The following is a 16,238-nucleotide window of genomic DNA, read 5'->3' on the forward strand; positions in this document are numbered from 1 at the left end:
AGGCGGTATGGAACGAGAGCTGAAGCTGCGGGTTTCCGCAAAGAACCTCGACAAGTTGCGCCACGCGCCGTTGCTTGCGCAGTCCAACGGCGCCGGTGCGACTCAACAGCTGACGAGCACGTACTTCGACACTGCCACGCTCGCATTTCACCGGTGCGCGGCTTCCCTGCGGGTGCGTGCGGCAGGCAATCGCAGGATCCAGACATTGAAACTGGAAGGATCGGCCCGGGCCGGCCTGTTCGAGCGGGACGAATTCGAGACGCCCGTCGACGGCGACGTCCCCGATCTGACACGGCTGCGGGACACGCTCCCCGATGACACCGAGTGTGGCCGCCTGGTTCGCGACCAGGCCACGGCACCGGATCTTCAGCCCGTGTTCGTCACGCGGATCAAGCGGCGGGTTCTACCGCTGCGCCTGCCTTCCGGCGATGAAGTCGAGGTCGCGCTCGACAAGGGGACGGTCGACGCGGATTCGAAGTCGGTCCCGATCGCCGCGATCGAACTGGAACTGAAACGCGGCCGCCCCGAAAACCTGTACGGCATCGCACTGGAATTGCTCGACATCGCGCCATTGCGCATCGATCACGAGAGCAAGGCCGATCTCGGGTACGGGCTGCTCGTCGCCGAGCACCAGCCGGCCGTCAAGGCGCAACCGGTGCAGCTGAAGAAGCGCGATTCGATCGAAGACGCGTTCTGCCGGATCGTGCGCAACTGCCTGGACCAGATCCGCGCCAACGAACGCGGTGTCGAGTCCGGTCATGATCCGTCGAGCGTGCATCAGATGCGGGTGGGGCTGCGTCGCCTGCGTTCGGCGCTCGACCTGTTCGCGAAAGTGATTCCCGCGTATCCCGGCCTTGACGACGAACTGCGCTGGATCGCCGGCGAGCTCGGCGCCGCGCGCGACTGGGAAGTGCTTGCCGGAGCGACGCTCGACCATGCCGGCACGAACGGCAATCCGGACGAGATCCGTTCAGTGCGGAACGCCTGCAAGCGCATTGCCGCCGTCAATCGCCAGCGCGCGGCTTCCGCAGTCGGATCGGTTCGCTACACGCGGCTCGCGTTACCGCTCGCGTCATGGGTGAACCGAAAGGGCTGGCGGGACGGGATGCCTGACGAACGGCGCGATGCCATCATGCAGCCGGCGAGTCCGTTTGCTCACGAGGTTCTGCGTCGCCGGCACCGGAAACTGATCAAACGCGGCAAGAGGCTGGCCGATCTCGACGATCACCGGCGTCACCGTGCGCGCATCGCGGCGAAGAAGGTCCGGTACGCCACCGAATTCTTCGCGTCGCTGTGCCGCAAGCAAGCCGTCCGCACGTATGTCGACGCGCTGTCCGAACTTCAGGATGATCTGGGCTGGCGTAACGATGCCGTGGTCGCGGAGCAGTTTCTGAAGGCGCTGCCTCGCACGTCACCCGACGCCGCGCCGGGCGCGGGCTTTGCTCGCGGCTTTCTGGCCGCGCGTGCCGCGGCCGATCATCAGACGTTGAAGCAGCTGTGGAGCCGCTTCAAACGGCTGTCGCCGCCGCACTGAAGCGGCACGCGGCCGCATCGACGTGGCGCGGTGGCACTCAGGGCTTGCACGCGATCGCCTCGATCTCGATCCTGGTGCCGACCATGTTCGTCGCCTGCAACGTCGAGCGTGACGGCTTGTTCTCGGGGAAGAACTCCGCATAGACGCGATTGAATTCGGCGAAGTCGCGCGCGTCTTCGAGCCAGACGGTGGTTTTCACGACGTCGCCGAGCGTGCATCCTGCCAGCGCGAGTACGTGTGCGACGTTCTTCAACGTCTGACGCGTCTGCGCTTCGATCCCGCCGGCGACGATGCTGCCGTCTTCGTTTCTCGCCACCTGACCGGATACGAATACCAGATCGCCGGCTTTGGTCGCCAACGATCGAGGCAGGTTTCGCGTGACGGGGTTGCTTTCTGCGAAGTATTCGATTGCCATTTGAACCTCCGTTCGATCCGCCTGGCGCATGCGCCGGCCAATGACGACGAGCGTAGCGCGGAACCCGCGCGCTGCCAATCCGGTGTTCGCGACCGAAGCGCCGCGACATGCTGCGTCGCCTCGTCGTCGCCAATCAATAGCGCTCGGACACACCGTCGATCCCGCGCTCGTGCAATTCGCGCACGAGCCGCGCACGCACCGTCGCGACATCGGAAAACGCAGGCCGTCGACGCGCGGCGATTTCGTCAGCCGTATAAGGCTTGAAATCGCGCGGCAGCGCATCGCGATTCATCGTCGTGAGCACCCAGTTCAGTACGTCGGCGAGATCCTGGTCCGACAGCGCCGAGTTCGACGCGCCGGGCACGCGCATCACGTATTCGCGCCCGGCCGGCAGATGCGTGAAATAGCCGAGCGAGTTCGCGAGCGGCGGCACCTTGCCCGGAATGCCGCCGCCCGTCGCCGTGTGGCAGCCCATGCAGTTGAGGACCCAGTGCTGCCGCGCGAGCGTGGCGTCGGCCGCGCCGTCGGCATGCACGGGAGCTGCAATCGCACATGTCGCGACAGCAGCCACCAGCGCCGAAGACAGACGGCGTGTCACGCACGAGCCGATCCGCAACGCCGCCGTACGCCCGCCACGACGCCGAATGCCGGCCGCATTCACAGCCCCAGCCCCTTCGTCACGATCGCCCGTTGCGCGTGAACGGCCGTGCCGTCCATCTCCTTCGCCCGCGCCGCGCGAATGTCGGCTGCCGTGAACGGCTTCGCGTCGCCGTGCCGGTCGTTGAGATCGAACACGACGTAGTTGAGCACGTTCGCGATGTCGTCGTCGCTCGCGCTCGCGAACGACGGCATCTTGAAGTTGTAGTTCTTGTCGTGCACCTTGATCTCGCCGAACATCCCGTGCAACAGCGTCGCGACGAGTTGCGCGCGGCCCGCGTCGGCCGTCGCGTACTTGCCCGGATACTCGGTCAGCGGCGGCGCGAGGCCGTCCTGCCCCTTGCCGCCCGCCTGGTGGCACACCGCGCACTGCGCGTCGAACAGGCTCTTGCCCGCCGGGTAATGAACGGCCTGCTGCGCACCGGCCTCGCCCGGCAGCATCAGAAACCCGGCGGCGGCGGCCACGCACGCGGCCACGATCTTTCCAGCTTGCTTCACTTTCATTGCTTTGCCGCTCCCAGCAGGACCGAAACCGAACAGTGGTAATTCGAATTACCGTTCGCCATGCACCAGTTGATGTCGTTGTTCAGCGACAGCTTGTACAGCGGCTTCTCGCGCTCGTTGCGGTTGCAAAAGCACTTGCCGCACGACGTCTTGCCGCAGCAATCGTTGTACGACACGATGTAGTCCGAACCGTCGTGCGGATTGCGACAGGTGCCGATCCACGTGATCGGCGACGGTGTGGTGCCCGGCGGGCAGCTGCTCGACGTGCCGCCGCAGCAGCTGCACAGCCAGCCGTCGATCGCGCAGTATTTCCAGTAGTCGCAGCTCATCGGATCGTCGCTCGCGCCCGATGCGGCGGCACCGGACGCCGCCGATGCACCCGAGGCCGCGTCGGCCGCGTACGCGGTGCGATCGACGGGCAGCAGCGGCAGCATCGCCGATCCCACCAGCACCTTGCCGAGCTTCGCCATCGCGCTGCGCCGCGAACTATGCTGCGCGACGCCGCGCGCCGACCGTTCGAACCATGAATCAAACAGGCCCATTCCGTTGTTCTCCGTTGACGTTGAAGGAAGGTCGGCCGCTCACGCGTGCTGCGCGTGCTCTTGATGGCCGTCGTGGTCGTGATCGCCGTGCACGAACTGCTGCAGCGATGCGACGCCACGCTCTTTCGCTTCGAACAGGCTCTCGAGATGCTCGCGCGTATTGACGAGCCCCTTCGCCCGCACGGTGCCGGTGTCGTCGAGCAGCACCGCGTACGGCAGCTTGCCGATCTGGTACGCGAGGCCGAGCTCCTGCGACAGCACGTACGGGAAGCGCGCGAGGTCGTGCTTCTGCGCGAAGCGCGTGTGTTCGTCGGGATCGCCGTCGCTCGCGAGCACGATGTTCACCGGCGTCGACTCGCTCGCCTGCAGCGACGGCAACAGCGGCAGCAGCTTCTTGCAGACCGGGCACGTCGGCGACAGGAAGAACAGCAGCGTCGCCTTGCCCGCTGCATCGATGCCGCCGACCTTCACCTGCGAGCCGCGAATGTCGGTCAGCTCGAAGGCGGGCGCGATCGCGCCGACCGCCGGCCCCTTGTCGATCATCAATGCGCCGGCCGGCATGATGCGTTCGTACAGGATGCCGATCTGGCGCACGAGTGCGAGGCAGATCGCGCCGAGCGCGAGCACGGCGAGCCACAGCAAGGCGGTGGAAACGGTGAGAGCGGTTTGCATCATGAATTCCTCAGGTGGGAAAGGCGCGGTACGTTGGCGAGCAGCACGTCGACGGTGAGCAGCGCGCAGACGATCAGCAGCACGGAAGAGAACAGCGTCAGGTAGTCGAACCACACGACCGCACGGCTGCCCGGCTCGACGAGCGCGGTCGCGGCCAGCACGACGAGCAGCAGCACGCGCGCGACATGCAGCCAGCCGATGCCGCGCGGCGCATCCGTGCGCGCGGCCGCGGCAAAACCGGAACAGCCGCAGTCGATGTCGGTGTGGCCGCGCAGGATGTTGATCGTCATGCCGGCCGCGAACACGAGCAGCAATGCGATCAGGCCGAGCGCGCCGGTCATGCGTGTATCGGGAAACAGCAGCGCCGTGGCGCAGACGGCTTCTGCGAGCGGAATCGCTAACGCGGCGGGCGCGGTGAGCGCATCGGGCAGCAGGCGATAGCCGGCGAGCGCCTGCCGGAACGCCCCGGGCCGGCGCATCTTCGCGAAGGCGCCGAGCAACACGACGACGGCCGCGCCGGCCTGCGCGCTGGTGGCGAGTACGGGATCGAGCGTCATCGCGGCCTCACGGATTCACGAGCAGCGTCGGCGTACTGCCGATCTGCTTCTCGACGTGCTGCAGCTTGCCGCTGTGCGCGTCCATCACGACGAGATCGGACGTGCCCGTCAGCCCGTAGAACAGCGGCTTGTCGTCCTCGCTGACCTGGATCGACACGAGCGGATCGACCTTCTGCTGCGCGAGATCCCAGCGCGCGACGCGCTGTTTCGTCTTCAGATCGTAGATCCACACCTGCGTGCCGGGATCCTTGTGCGTGCCGTCGCCACCCTTGTGCATCAGCACGTAATAACGGTTCTGCCTGACCTGCACGGCCGTCTGCTGCATGCCGCCCGGGCGCCAGCCTTCGGCGCGCTCGGCATCGGTCAGCAGCGACCACGACTTGCCGAACGCGGGCTTGGCGCCGCCGAAATCGGCGCTGCGCACGTTGCCGTGATACGTCGTGAACAGATAGCCGCCCTGGTAGCGCGACGCGTTGATGAAGGCCGGATCGTTGTCGACGTCGATGAATGCATCGGACATCGTGCGCTTCACCTCCTTGCCGTTCGCGTCGAGCGTGACCGTGAGCGCCTTGCCGCTTTCGCACAGCGCGGTGAAGCGGTCGTTCCCCGACGGATACGCGAGCACGCATGCCGCGGTGTCGATCTCGGACAGCACCTGCTTCGACACCGCGTCGATCACCGTCACCGACGCGGCCGGCGTGATGTTCGCGACGTACAGCCGCTTGCCGTCCGCGCTGAACGCGGTGTTGTACGGCGACGGCACGTGCTGCCCGTGCTTCGCCGGAATCACGATCTCTCCGGTGTGATCGAGCGTCGTGTTGTCGGTCATCTCGACGACGTCGGTGCGCGTGCCGTGCGAGCCGCGCGAGAAATAGGTCGTCGCGATGAAGCTCGTCTTGTGGTCGGGCGAAATCGCGAGGCCGGGCGCGAAGCCGCCGTCGATCTGGCCGAGCAGCTTCTTCGCGTCGGCGTCGTACACGAAGATGCGCCCGTCGGTCATCGTCGGCATCGCGATGTCCACGACGTACACCGCGTGCGGATGCCACGGCGGCATCTTCTGCACGACCAGTTCCTCGGGCTTTTCCGTCGCGTCCGCGCTGCCGGCCCACGCCGCCGCGAACGCCAGCGTCGCCGCGAAAGCCGCGGTGCGTCGCCTTGTTCTCATGTCGCCTCCAGTTGGGATTCAGGTAATGTGGGGCGACTGTAGTTCGACAATAAATCGGTTCAGCACCCGGACCGGCAACGCGTGCGTGCCGATTCGGGATATTGGAAAACCGCCTGAAAGGCACCTGCGGCGCGCCCCATCCGACCCCGCCAGAACCCCTGCCGGAATAGCGCTCCTCCGTATTGCACCGACCGCCCGGTCGGTTTAATCTTGCGCGGTCCGAACGACCGCCGGAGGCGCCGTGCTCGTGTTTCACCAGATGTTCGACGACGCAGACCGGCATGCCGAGGCGCTGCGCGGCTGGGATCAGCGTTACGACCAGATCGGCTGCGGCTCGTATCGCAGCACGGTCAAGCACGTGGAGCTCGACGGCGTGCAGTTGTTCCAGGAAGCGGCGAACGTGCGCGTCATCCAGCGCGGGCGCCTGCCGGCCGGCCATACGGTATTCGGAATGCCGCTCACCGGCTCGGGTACCTTCGCCTTCGGCGATGCGCGCATCGAGCGCGGCACGATCGTGATGGCGCGCGGCGGCTCGCCGTTCGAACTGCATTCACCCGACGACATGTCGCTGATCGGCGTGGTCGTCGACGCCGAGCTGATGCAGCAGATCGAGGATGCCGCCGACGTCCGGGTCGACGAGCGCGCGCTGCGGCGCGGCGTCGTCGACGTGCCGGTCACCGCACGCGAACGCGCGAGCCTGCAGTTCGCGACACTGCTCGAACGCGTGCTGTCGGCACCCGCTACGTTCGACGCGGCGCATGCGCAGTCCGAGTTGCGCGGCGAGGTCGCCAACGTGCTCGTCGATCTCCTGACCTACCGGATGCCCGAGCCGCCGAACCGCCTCACGCATGCGTGCCACGCCGACATCGTGCGGCGCGTGCACGACTACGTGATCGAGCACCCGGAAGCGCCCGTCGACATCCTGAGCCTGTGCACGCAGCTGCGCGTGAGCCGGCGCACGATGCAGAACAGCTTCCAGTCGGTCGTGCAGACCGGTCCGCTGAACTACACGCGCTCGCTGCGCCTCGCGCAGGTGCGACGCCTGCTGCTCGACACGCGGCAGTCGGACCTGCCGATCAGCGAGGCGGCCGCGCGCTGGGGCTTCATCCACCTCGGGCATTTCGCGAACGCGTACAGGGCCCAGTTCGGCGAACTGCCTTCGACGACGGCGCGCCGGACGGTGCGCGGCGCAAAAACGCGCTGAGCGCCGGCAAAAACCGCGATAATCGTGCGTTGAACGTCCGGCTTCCGCGAGCCGAGCGCGGCGTGCGCGGGCCTGCCCGCTCGCCGTGCCGCGCCCGCGCAGTACGTGACGACCACCCGCTTCCACCCCACGCCCCGATGCCAGAGGATTTCCACTTCCTGTTGCTGCCCGGCTTCTCCGCGCTCGGCTTCATGTCGGCGGTCGAACCGCTGCGCGTCGCGAACCGCTTTCGCACCGAGCTGTACCGCTGGCACGTGATCAGCGCGGACGGCACGCCCGTCGCCGCGAGCAACGGCATTCCGGTCGCGGCCGAAGCCGCGTACGCGGACGTCGCGCAGGTCGAGACGGTGTTCGTCGTCGCCGGCTTCGATCCGCTCGTGTGCTACGACCGCGCGCTCGCGGACTGGCTGCGCCGCCAGAACCGGCACGGCGCGACGCTCGGCGGCATCGACACCGGCAGCTTCGTGCTCGCGGAAGCCGGACTGTTCGATGCGTCGCAAACGCTCACGCTGCACTGGGAAGCGCTCGCCGCGTTCCGCGAGCGCTACCCGGGCCTGAACGCGACGCAGGAACTGTTCGAGATCGACGACCGGCGCATCACCTGCGCGGGCGGCACCGCGTCGATCGACATGATGCTCGACCTGATCGGCCGGCGGCATGGCGCCGATCTCGCGGCGGCCATCTCCGAACAGTTCGTCGTGAGCCGCATCCGGCAACGCTCGGACAGCCAGCGGCTCGAGATCGCCGCGCGCTATGGCGTGCACAACCGCAAGCTGATCCAGGTGATCGACACGATGCAGCGGCACATGGAAACCCCGCTCGGCTCCGATGCGCTCGCGCAGGACGTGGCGATCACGCGGCGCCAGCTCGAACGGCTGTTCAGCGCGACGCTGAACGACACGCCGACGCGCTTCTACCTGAACCTGCGCCTCGATCGCGCACGCGAGCTGCTGCAGCAGACCGACATGAGCATCACGTCGGTGTGCGTTGCGTGCGGCTTCGAATCGCCGTCGCATTTCTCGCGCACGTATCGCTCGCGTTTCGGCGTGAGCCCGCGCAGCGACCGCCGCGCGACGCGCTGAACGGCGCCGCTTTTGCGTACAATCCGGCGCGCCATTGCACGCGCCGGCAGCGTTTCCCGCCATTCGCTCAACAATGCCGCCGATTGATCGACGCACCGAAGCGGCCTTCGAAAATAAATTGCAAAGTGGCCGAAAATATTCTGTAACATACCTCGCAATTAGATAGGCAGCCCTAAGGAGATGAGAGCCCTGGCCCGACGCATGTCGCGCCACGCAGGCTGCCATACCGATATCAATGCCGATCCGAGGGGTATGACATGACGATGCTCGCTTCGCCGTCGCCGCACCTGCCTGCCGTTCGCTTCCCCGCCGCCATTCCGTTCCGATTCGTTTCGACCTGACGCTTAGTTATCCTCAGTCAGTCGAATCTCCGAGCACCGCTTCGCCGCACCGGTTCCATCGAGCCGGCGCGCGAGCCGTGTCGTGCCTGCTCGCCATAAGTGCGCGGGCGTGTCCAACCGTTGAGATGAGGATCACCCATGCAGACATCACGCAAAGCATTGCCGCTCGCCCTGGGTCTCGCGCTCGGTTTCGGCATCGTCGGCGGCAGCGCGGCCGATACCAAGGTCGCGAACCCGCAGGCGTCGAGCCTGCGCGAAAGCCTGACGCGCGGCGTGGCACCGGCCGCGGCCAAGGCCGATACCGCCGCCGGGCAGTTCCGCGCCGACGGCGCCGCCGTCACGCTGTACACCCCCGCCTATCGCGCGAACAAGGCGGCCGCCACGCCCGCGGCCGCCGCGCGCGATTTCGTCGCGGCGCAGGCGACGCAGCTCGGGCTCGACCCGGCCGCACTCGCGAGCCTCGCGGTGACGTCGGAGCGCAGCGATGCCGATTTCACCGTCGTGCGCTTCCAGCAGCAGGCGGCCGGACTGCCCGTGTACGGCAGCGACATCGCGGTGACGGTCGCGAAGGACGGCCGCATCCTGTACGTCGCGAGCAACACGATCAACGGCGTGGCCGTCACCGCGCGCAAGACACAGGCGGTCGACCAGCAGCAGGCGCTCGACCGCGCCCGCGCGTATCTCGGCGTCAGCGGCTTCACGAACCTCGACGCACAGCGCGTCGCGTTCGTCGACAAGGCCGGCACGCATACCGCATGGAAGGTACGCGGCCGCCCGCAGGACGGCCCGAAGGGCGACTGGGAACTGCTGATCGACGCGGACAGCGGCGAAGTGCTGCGCGCCGAGGACAAGGCGTTCTATGCGACCGACGGCACCGGCTTCGTATTCCGGCCCGATCCGCTTTCGTCGACGAAGAGCAGCTACGGCAGCACGGGCTACAAGGACGGCAACGACGCCGATTCCACCCAGCTCACGGCCGCGCGCGTGCGCGTGACACTGAAGGATCTCGCGCAGTCGAACTCGCGCTACGTGCTGTCGGGCCCGTATGCGTCGTGCGTCGACTTCGATGCGCCGCGCGACAACGCGTGTCCGGCGCAGGCGACGCCGACGTTCGAGTTCACGCGCGGCAACCTGTATTTCGAGGCGGTGAACACGTACTACCACATCGACACGTTCCTCCGTTACGTGAACCAGACGCTCGGCATCAAGGCGCTGCCCTACCAGTACACGGGCGGCGTGCAGTACGACCCGCACGGCGAATCGGGCGACGACAACTCATCGTACTCGTCGAGCAGCGGCCGGCTGACCTTCGGCCAGGGCGGTGTCGACGACGCGGAAGATGCGGACGTCGTGATCCATGAGCTCGGCCACGGCATCCACGACTGGGTGACCAACGGCGGCCTGTCGCAGCAGGAAGGCCTGTCGGAAGGCACAGGCGACTATCTCGCCGCCGCGTACAGCCGCGACTTCAATCAATGGAGCCCGTCCGACGCGCAGTATCACTGGGTCTACAACTGGGACGGACACAACGAATACTGGGGCGGCCGCGTGACGAACTGGAACGTCGGGCGCACCTACGCGCAGGCACGCGGCGCCGAGATCCACACGGCCGGCCAGTACTGGGCGTCGTGCAACCTCGTCGCGCGCGACGCGATCGGCGCGCAGGCGATGGACAAGGCCTTCCTGAAAGGGCTGTCGATGACCAACAGCTCGACGAACCAGAAGGCCGCCGCCCAGGCGGTGCTGACGGCCGCCGCCGCGCTCGGCTACAGCAGCGCGCAACTCACGGCGATCGGCAATGCATACAACAAGAGCTGCACGTACGGCGTGACCGTGCCGCAGAAGTCGTAATTCCGCAGCAGGCGGGGGCGCCGCACGACCTGCGCGCGCCCTCTTCCTCGACATCGCCATCCTCACGAGATCGAACATGCCTACTCTGACATTGACCCGCCTGAGCGCCGCGCTGGGCGGCATGCTGCTGACCGCCGCCGCGCACGCGACGCCGGTGTGGATCACGCTCGGCGACACCGTGTTCCGCCAGCTTCAACGCATCGATGCGAGCGCAACCGCGCAGTACAGCACGGCGGTCGACGCCGGCAAGACGGCCGACGGCGCCGTGCGCCGCGAAACCGTGCATATCGTCGAGATCGACGATTCACGACTCGGCGAACTCGCCCATGCTGTCCACCATGCGCGCGGCCACGGGCCCGGCCACATCGTGCACGACTCGTTCGACGACGCACGGCAGGCATTGCAGCCGGTACCCGCGGCACTCGCGAAACAGGCGGCCGTGCCCGCCTACCCGGTATCGAACGCGCCGCAGATCAAGACCTGGATCCAGCAACTGCAGGCCAGCAACATCGTCGGCACGATCACGTCGCTGTCCGGTTTCACGAACCGCTACTACACGACGTCGCACGGCGTCGCCGCGTCGGACTGGCTCACGCTGCAGTGGCGGCAACTGGCCGGCTCGCGAACCGATATCGCCGTCGAGCAGTTCACGCATGCGGGCTTTCCGCAGAAGTCCGTGATCCTGACGATCCGCGGCAGCGATCCGGCCGCGGGCACGATCGTGCTGGGCGGCCACCTCGATTCGACGGTCGGCCGCACGACGGAAAACACGCGCTCACCCGGCGCCGACGACGATGCGTCCGGTATCGCCAGCCTGACCGAAGCGCTGCGCGTGCTGCTCGCGAACGGCTACCGGCCGAAACGGACGATCAAGTTCGTCGGCTACGCGGCCGAGGAAGCCGGCCTGCTCGGGTCGAAGGCGATCGCGAAGCAGTTCCGCACGCAGAACGCGAACGTGGTCGGCGTGCTGCAGCTCGACATGACGAACTACCAGGGCGATCCGAAAGACATCTACCTGATCACCGACTACACGAACGCCGCGCAGAACACCTACCTGACGAATCTCGCGAAGACCTACCTGCCCGAGCTCGCGATCGGCACGTCGCAATGCGGCTATGCGTGCTCGGATCACGCGTCGTGGCATGCGCAAGGCTATCCGGCGTCGTTCCCGTTCGAGGCCGACCAGAACGACAGTCCCTATATCCATACCGTGAACGACACGCTGGAGAATTCGGACCGGCAGGCGAACCACGCGCTGAAGTTCGGCAAGCTGGCGCTTGCGTATGCGGTCGATCTCGGCGGCGACGGCAGCACGACCGTCAAGCGCTGACCGGCTCGAGCCGCCCGGGCGGGCGCGCGCATCATGCGCGCCCGGTCGAGCGCGTTTCCCGTTCCGGATAGAATCGTCGTTCGACCACTTCCGCACCACGGTGCTCCGTCATGACCGACTTCTCCCGCTCCGTCGACGCCCTCTCGCCCGAGCACGTCACGACCGCATTCGATTTGCCCGGCCACACGATCGTCCGCTCGCTCGGCGTCGCACAGGGCATCATCGTGCGTTCGCGCTCGATCGTCGGCTCGTTCGGCGCGGCGCTGCAAACCATCTTCGGCGGCAACATCACGCTCTATACGTCGCTGTGCGAGAAGGCGCGCCAGCAGGCGTTCGACAAGATGCTCGCCGACGCGCGCAAGCTCGGCGCGAACGCGATCGTCGCGATGCGCTACGACTCGACCGAGATCGGGTCGGGCGTCACGGAAGTCATCTGCTACGGCACGGCCGTACAGGTCGCGCGCGACGCCGGCGTCTGACCGTCAGCCGTTATGCGCTTATGCGCTTATGCGCTTATGCGCTGGCCGCACACACGATCGCGACGATCGAGCCGATCACGAGCACCACGCCGATCGTCTTGCGCTTGTTCAGCTCCGTCCACAACAGCACGCCGGTGAGCGACAGCAGGACCAGCGCGCCCGCGAGCGTATCGACGAGCAGCACCCAGCCGATGCTCGTCCCGACGCCCTTGTGCAGGTTCGTCAGCCACGCGAGCGTGCCGTTGCCGGTACGCTTGAGCGTCATCGTGTCGCTGCCGATCCAGTAGTCGACCGCGACGTTTTCATGCGGCGACGCGAACACGAGTTGCCAGTGCTCCGGCTGCACGGTTTCGCGGTCGCCCCATGCGACCGGATGCGCGGGCTCCTTCTGCACGCGGCCCATGCGTTCGGGCAGATGCAGATCCGGTTGCGCGCGCAGCCATTGCTCGAGCGCGCGCGGTGACGCGGGCCGCGGATCGGGCACGCCGAGCCGCAACGTCTCAACGCGCGGCGCGCCGGTCTGGATGCGCAGCGGCGGCGCACGATGATTCAGCAGGAAGCCCGTCGTGCCGAACAGCAGGCCGAGCGCCGCGCCCCACAGGCCGATCCAGCCGTGCACCTTGCGCAGCCATTTGATGAAGGTGCCGCGGCGCGAACGCGCGCCGCCGGAGCCGGCCGGGCGCACGCCCGGCGCGATGCGCGACGCGGATGCCGCGTCGATGTCGATGGGATCGGCAACGCTCACGTCTCGCTCCAGATTCTCAGAAGATTGTGGTAGCAGCCGACCAGGCTGCGGCACGCCTGCGTATCGGCGCCGCCGGCGTTGAGCCGCTGGATCGCCGTGTCCATGTCGAACAGCAGCGCCCGCTGTGCATCGCTGCGCACGAGGCTCTGCACCCAGAAGAAACTCGCGACGCGCACGCCGCGCGTGACCGGTGTGACCTGGTGCAGGCTCGTCGCCGGATAGACGATCATGTCGCCCGCGGGCAGCTTGACCTGTTGCACGCCATACGCGTCCTCGATCACGAGTTCGCCGCCGTCGTATTCGTCCGGCGCGGACAGGAACAGCGTGACCGACACGTCGGTGCGCAGCTTCACGCCGTTCGGCAGCACGCGCACCGCGCCGTCCACGTGACTGCCGAACGTCATCCCGCCTTCGTAGCGGTTGAAGAGCAGCGGATAGACCTGGTTCGGCAGCGCCGCGCTGATGAACAGCGGATTGCGCTCGACCGCAGCGAGGATCGCGTCGCCCAGTTCGCGCGCAATCGGCGCATGCTCGGCGATCTGCTGGTTGCGCTTGACCGGCGCGCCCGTGTAGCCGGCCGTCGCGCGGCCGTCGACCCACGCGTCGCCCGCCTGGTCGAGCCGGTCACGCACCGTGCGCACCTGCTCGGGCGTCAGCACGTTCGGGATGTGTACAAGCATCGTTCCACCTTTTTCATCGAATGACGCGGCGATCGCACGCGTGCGGTCAGAACCGGTAGTCGAGCGTCGCGAGGAACGTGCGTCCGACGCCCGGCACCGCGCGGCCGCCGTCCGACTGGATCAGCGCATCGTAATAGAACTTGTCGGTCAGGTTCAGCAGGTTCAGGCGCAGGTCCCACTGCTTCGCGTGATACGCGGCCGTTGCATCCCAGCGCGTATAGCCGCCCACCTGCACGTAGTTCGTGTTCGCCGCGTAGCGACCCGACATGTAGGTCGGGCCGCCGCCGATTTCCCAGTGCGGCGTGAACGCATACGTAGTCCACAGCGTGAACGTGTTGCGTGGCGTATTCGCGAGCGTCTTGCCCTGGGTGCCGTCGAGCGCGCTCAGGATCACGCCGTTCATGTACGTATAGCTGCCGAACACCTGCCACTTCGGCGTGATGTGGCCAGTCACGCTCGCCTGGAAGCCACGCACGCGAATGTCGCCCTCGAGCAGGTATTCACCCGTCGACGTCAGCGTGCGCGCGTTGCTCTTCTCCTGCTGGAACAGCGCCGACGTGACCGACAGGTTGTCGTTCAGCAGATCCCACTTGCCGCCGACCTCGTACGACTTCGTGTGTTCCGGCGACAGGTTCTGCGTGTTGTTCGTGACCGTCAGCGTCTCGAGCGACGGGTTGAACGACGTGCCGTACGAGAAGTAGTACGACTGCGATTCGGTCGGCTGGTAGATCACGCCGGCCCGCACGCTCGTGAAATGGTTCGTCTGCGACGCGTAGCCCGGCGCGCTCACCGTGTTCGCGAGATGCGCCTGGAAGCGATCCCAGCGCAGCCCGCCGACGAATTTCCAGTCGCGGCCGATCGATACCGTGTCATTCATGTACGCGGCGAGCGTCGTCGCGCCCGATTCAGCGTGGTTGGCCGGCGTCTGCGTCGCGTTGGACGCGCTCGACGACAGATAGGCCGGATCGATCAGCGACAGGATCGGCAGGCCGCTGCGCGTATACGCCTGGTTCGTGTAGCTGTCGTGCCCGACCTCGACGCCCGCGATCAGGTCGTGCTTCACGAAGCCGGTGTCGAACTTGAAATGCGCCATCGTGTCGTTGTCGACCGAATGGTTTTCGATCACGCGATCGTGACTCGCGAGCTTCACGTACAGCGCGGACATCGGCAACGACGTGTAGTTGCCGTTCGCGAGCGCGGTGCTCGACGCGAGCGGCCCGGTCAGTACCGCGTTCGCGGCCGTCTCGCGCGCATCGGTCATCGAGTGCGAGAACGACGTGCGGTTGCTGATCGTCAGCGCGTCGTTGACGCGATGATCGATGCGCGCGGACACCGTCTGCACGTCCTGGATCGTGCGGTCGTCGGTGAGGCCGTAGAACGTGTGCTTCGATACCGGCGCCGGATGGCCGTTGACCGCGAGCACGCCGTAGTCCGGCATGTCGTAGTTGTGCTGGATCAGCGCGGACAGCGTGATCTCCGTCGGCGTGCCGATGCCGAAGCGCAGCTCCGGCGCGATTCCGTAGTCCTTGTTCTTCATCACGTCGCGCGTCGAGCCGAGCGACTGGCCGAACGCGTTGATGCGGAACGCGGAGGTCACGCCGAGCGGCCGGTTCAGGTCGACGCTCGCGCGGTAGTGGTCGTCGGTGCCGAGCGTCGTCGACACTTCGGCGGACGGCTTCAGGTTCGCCTTCTTCGACACCTGGTTGATCACGCCGCCCGTCGAGCCGCGCCCGAACAGCATCGACGACGGGCCGTACAGCACCTCGACCGAATCGAGATCGAACGTGTCGCGGTAGTACTGGTTACGGTCGCGGAAGCCGTCGAGATAGATGTCGTTCTGCGCGGTGAAGCCGCGCAGGTTGATGTTGTTGCCGATCTGCCCGCCTTCCGCGCCGCCGATCGTGATGCCCGGCGCATTGCGCAGCGCGTCCTGGAACGACGTGAGCCCCTGCGATTCCAGCAGCGCCTTGTTGATCACCGTGACCGACTGCGGAATGTCGCGCAGCGCGGTGGGGGGTTTCGCGCCGACGGTCGAACGCTCGGCCTGGAAGTCCTGATGCACGGCCTGCCCCGCCACGTTGACCGTCGGCAGCGTGTCGCTCGCGGCCGGCGTCGCACTGCCCGGTTTCGCGGTGACGGCCGGCGCCGACTCGGCGCTCGTGCTCTGCGCGAATGCAGGCGAAGCGATAGGCAAAGCAAAGGCCAGCGCGAGCGCACTCGCGAACGGGGTCTTGTTCGGCATGAAAATCCAGTCGGAATTTGAAACCGCCCCGCGTGGACGCGCGGCGACGCGCGCACGAGGCACGGATACGCTGGCTCGCTGGCCGCCGACGATCAGACCGACGGCGACACTAGCTGGCTACGGTTGACGAGTGACCGGCAGCGCAGTCGTCGCCGCGGTCATGAAAATGAGAATCGGTATCATTCCAGATATTTCTTTTCGTTTCAATTGATACCCGCTTCATCATACGAAAGCACGA

The 16,238-nt window shown here is 66.8% G+C and carries 16 protein-coding genes; 6 read left to right on the top strand and 10 right to left on the bottom strand.

Annotation, left to right across the window (positions count from 1 at the left end; translation table 11 throughout):
• The first annotated feature begins 7 nt into the window (after positions 1-7).
• Complete coding sequence (locus tag PL79_RS09335; protein ID WP_044847767.1) at positions 8-1,534, top strand: CYTH and CHAD domain-containing protein; 1,527 nt, start codon at positions 8-10, stop codon at positions 1,532-1,534.
• 37 nt (positions 1,535-1,571) lie between these two features.
• Here PL79_RS09335 and PL79_RS09340 read toward each other — a convergent pair whose 3' ends face one another.
• The 7 genes from PL79_RS09340 to PL79_RS09370 form a co-directional block, all read right to left on the bottom strand.
• Complete coding sequence (locus PL79_RS09340; RefSeq protein WP_044847766.1) at positions 1,572-1,949, bottom strand: RidA family protein; 378 nt, start codon at positions 1,947-1,949, stop codon at positions 1,572-1,574.
• 133 nt (positions 1,950-2,082) lie between these two features.
• Positions 2,083-2,565, bottom strand: a complete 483-nt coding sequence (locus tag PL79_RS09345) for a c-type cytochrome (protein WP_235879241.1) — start codon at positions 2,563-2,565, stop codon at positions 2,083-2,085.
• A 41-nt stretch (positions 2,566-2,606) separates the two neighbouring features.
• Complete coding sequence (locus PL79_RS09350; RefSeq protein WP_044847764.1) at positions 2,607-3,110, bottom strand: c-type cytochrome; 504 nt, start codon at positions 3,108-3,110, stop codon at positions 2,607-2,609.
• On the bottom strand, positions 3,107-3,652 hold the full coding sequence (locus tag PL79_RS09355; protein ID WP_044847763.1) for a methylamine dehydrogenase light chain: 546 nt from the start codon (positions 3,650-3,652) through the stop codon (positions 3,107-3,109). The genes PL79_RS09350 and PL79_RS09355 overlap by 4 nt, the downstream gene beginning before the upstream one ends.
• Before the next feature lie 39 nt (positions 3,653-3,691).
• Positions 3,692-4,327 (bottom strand): methylamine dehydrogenase accessory protein MauD, encoded by a 636-nt coding sequence (gene mauD / locus PL79_RS09360; protein WP_044847762.1) that lies wholly within the window; start codon positions 4,325-4,327, stop codon positions 3,692-3,694.
• Positions 4,324-4,881 carry a MauE/DoxX family redox-associated membrane protein gene (locus PL79_RS09365; protein WP_044847761.1) on the bottom strand — a complete coding sequence of 186 codons (558 nt, stop codon included), beginning with the start codon at positions 4,879-4,881 and terminating at the stop codon, positions 4,324-4,326. The genes mauD and PL79_RS09365 overlap by 4 nt, the downstream gene beginning before the upstream one ends.
• A gap of 7 nt (positions 4,882-4,888) precedes the next feature.
• Positions 4,889-6,046 (bottom strand): amine dehydrogenase large subunit, encoded by a 1,158-nt coding sequence (locus PL79_RS09370; RefSeq protein ID WP_044847760.1) that lies wholly within the window; start codon positions 6,044-6,046, stop codon positions 4,889-4,891.
• 241 nt (positions 6,047-6,287) lie between these two features.
• Between PL79_RS09370 and PL79_RS09375 the strand changes: the two genes are divergently transcribed.
• From PL79_RS09375 to PL79_RS09395, 5 genes are all read left to right on the top strand, one after another.
• Entirely contained in the window at positions 6,288-7,250 is a 963-nt protein-coding gene (locus PL79_RS09375) for a helix-turn-helix domain-containing protein (protein WP_044847759.1), read from the top strand.
• A 137-nt stretch (positions 7,251-7,387) separates the two neighbouring features.
• Positions 7,388-8,332, top strand: a complete 945-nt coding sequence (locus PL79_RS09380) for a GlxA family transcriptional regulator (protein WP_044847758.1) — start codon at positions 7,388-7,390, stop codon at positions 8,330-8,332.
• Positions 8,333-8,811: 479 nt separating this feature from the next.
• Positions 8,812-10,524, top strand: a complete 1,713-nt coding sequence (locus PL79_RS09385) for a M36 family metallopeptidase (RefSeq protein ID WP_044847757.1) — start codon at positions 8,812-8,814, stop codon at positions 10,522-10,524.
• 76 nt (positions 10,525-10,600) lie between these two features.
• Complete coding sequence (locus tag PL79_RS09390) at positions 10,601-11,854, top strand: M20/M25/M40 family metallo-hydrolase (RefSeq protein ID WP_044847756.1); 1,254 nt, start codon at positions 10,601-10,603, stop codon at positions 11,852-11,854.
• A 110-nt stretch (positions 11,855-11,964) separates the two neighbouring features.
• Positions 11,965-12,333, top strand: coding sequence for a YbjQ family protein (locus PL79_RS09395; RefSeq protein WP_044847755.1), 369 nt, complete (start codon positions 11,965-11,967; stop codon positions 12,331-12,333).
• A gap of 34 nt (positions 12,334-12,367) precedes the next feature.
• Here PL79_RS09395 and PL79_RS09400 read toward each other — a convergent pair whose 3' ends face one another.
• The 3 genes from PL79_RS09400 to PL79_RS09410 are packed head-to-tail and all read right to left on the bottom strand — an operon-like array spanning position 12,368 to position 16,000.
• The gene (locus PL79_RS09400; protein WP_044847754.1) at positions 12,368-13,078 is read right to left on the bottom strand and encodes a PepSY-associated TM helix domain-containing protein; all 711 of its coding nucleotides are present in this window, start codon (positions 13,076-13,078) and stop codon (positions 12,368-12,370) included.
• Positions 13,075-13,758: a Fe2+-dependent dioxygenase gene (locus tag PL79_RS09405; protein WP_044847753.1), complete on the bottom strand. Its 684-nt coding sequence runs from the start codon at positions 13,756-13,758 to the stop codon at positions 13,075-13,077. The genes PL79_RS09400 and PL79_RS09405 overlap by 4 nt, the downstream gene beginning before the upstream one ends.
• A gap of 46 nt (positions 13,759-13,804) precedes the next feature.
• Positions 13,805-16,000, bottom strand: coding sequence for a TonB-dependent receptor (locus PL79_RS09410; RefSeq protein WP_044847752.1), 2,196 nt, complete (start codon positions 15,998-16,000; stop codon positions 13,805-13,807).
• Positions 16,001-16,238 lie beyond the last annotated feature (238 nt).

Origin of the sequence: Burkholderia sp. USMB20, from assembly GCF_000949135.2 — a bacterium.
In the GTDB taxonomy this organism is placed as follows: domain Bacteria; phylum Pseudomonadota; class Gammaproteobacteria; order Burkholderiales; family Burkholderiaceae; genus Burkholderia.

Coding starts and splice junctions, on each gene's coding strand:
- PL79_RS09335 (WP_044847767.1), top strand. CDS start 8: ATGGAACGAGAGCTGAAGCTGCGGGTTTCCGCAAAGAACCTCGACAAG.
- PL79_RS09340 (WP_044847766.1), bottom strand. CDS start 1,949: ATGGCAATCGAATACTTCGCAGAAAGCAACCCCGTCACGCGAAACCTG.
- PL79_RS09350 (WP_044847764.1), bottom strand. CDS start 3,110: ATGAAAGTGAAGCAAGCTGGAAAGATCGTGGCCGCGTGCGTGGCCGCC.
- PL79_RS09355 (WP_044847763.1), bottom strand. CDS start 3,652: ATGGGCCTGTTTGATTCATGGTTCGAACGGTCGGCGCGCGGCGTCGCG.
- mauD (WP_044847762.1), bottom strand. CDS start 4,327: ATGATGCAAACCGCTCTCACCGTTTCCACCGCCTTGCTGTGGCTCGCC.
- PL79_RS09365 (WP_044847761.1), bottom strand. CDS start 4,881: ATGACGCTCGATCCCGTACTCGCCACCAGCGCGCAGGCCGGCGCGGCC.
- PL79_RS09370 (WP_044847760.1), bottom strand. CDS start 6,046: ATGAGAACAAGGCGACGCACCGCGGCTTTCGCGGCGACGCTGGCGTTC.
- PL79_RS09380 (WP_044847758.1), top strand. CDS start 7,388: ATGCCAGAGGATTTCCACTTCCTGTTGCTGCCCGGCTTCTCCGCGCTC.
- PL79_RS09385 (WP_044847757.1), top strand. CDS start 8,812: ATGCAGACATCACGCAAAGCATTGCCGCTCGCCCTGGGTCTCGCGCTC.
- PL79_RS09390 (WP_044847756.1), top strand. CDS start 10,601: ATGCCTACTCTGACATTGACCCGCCTGAGCGCCGCGCTGGGCGGCATG.
- PL79_RS09395 (WP_044847755.1), top strand. CDS start 11,965: ATGACCGACTTCTCCCGCTCCGTCGACGCCCTCTCGCCCGAGCACGTC.
- PL79_RS09405 (WP_044847753.1), bottom strand. CDS start 13,758: ATGCTTGTACACATCCCGAACGTGCTGACGCCCGAGCAGGTGCGCACG.
- PL79_RS09410 (WP_044847752.1), bottom strand. CDS start 16,000: ATGCCGAACAAGACCCCGTTCGCGAGTGCGCTCGCGCTGGCCTTTGCT.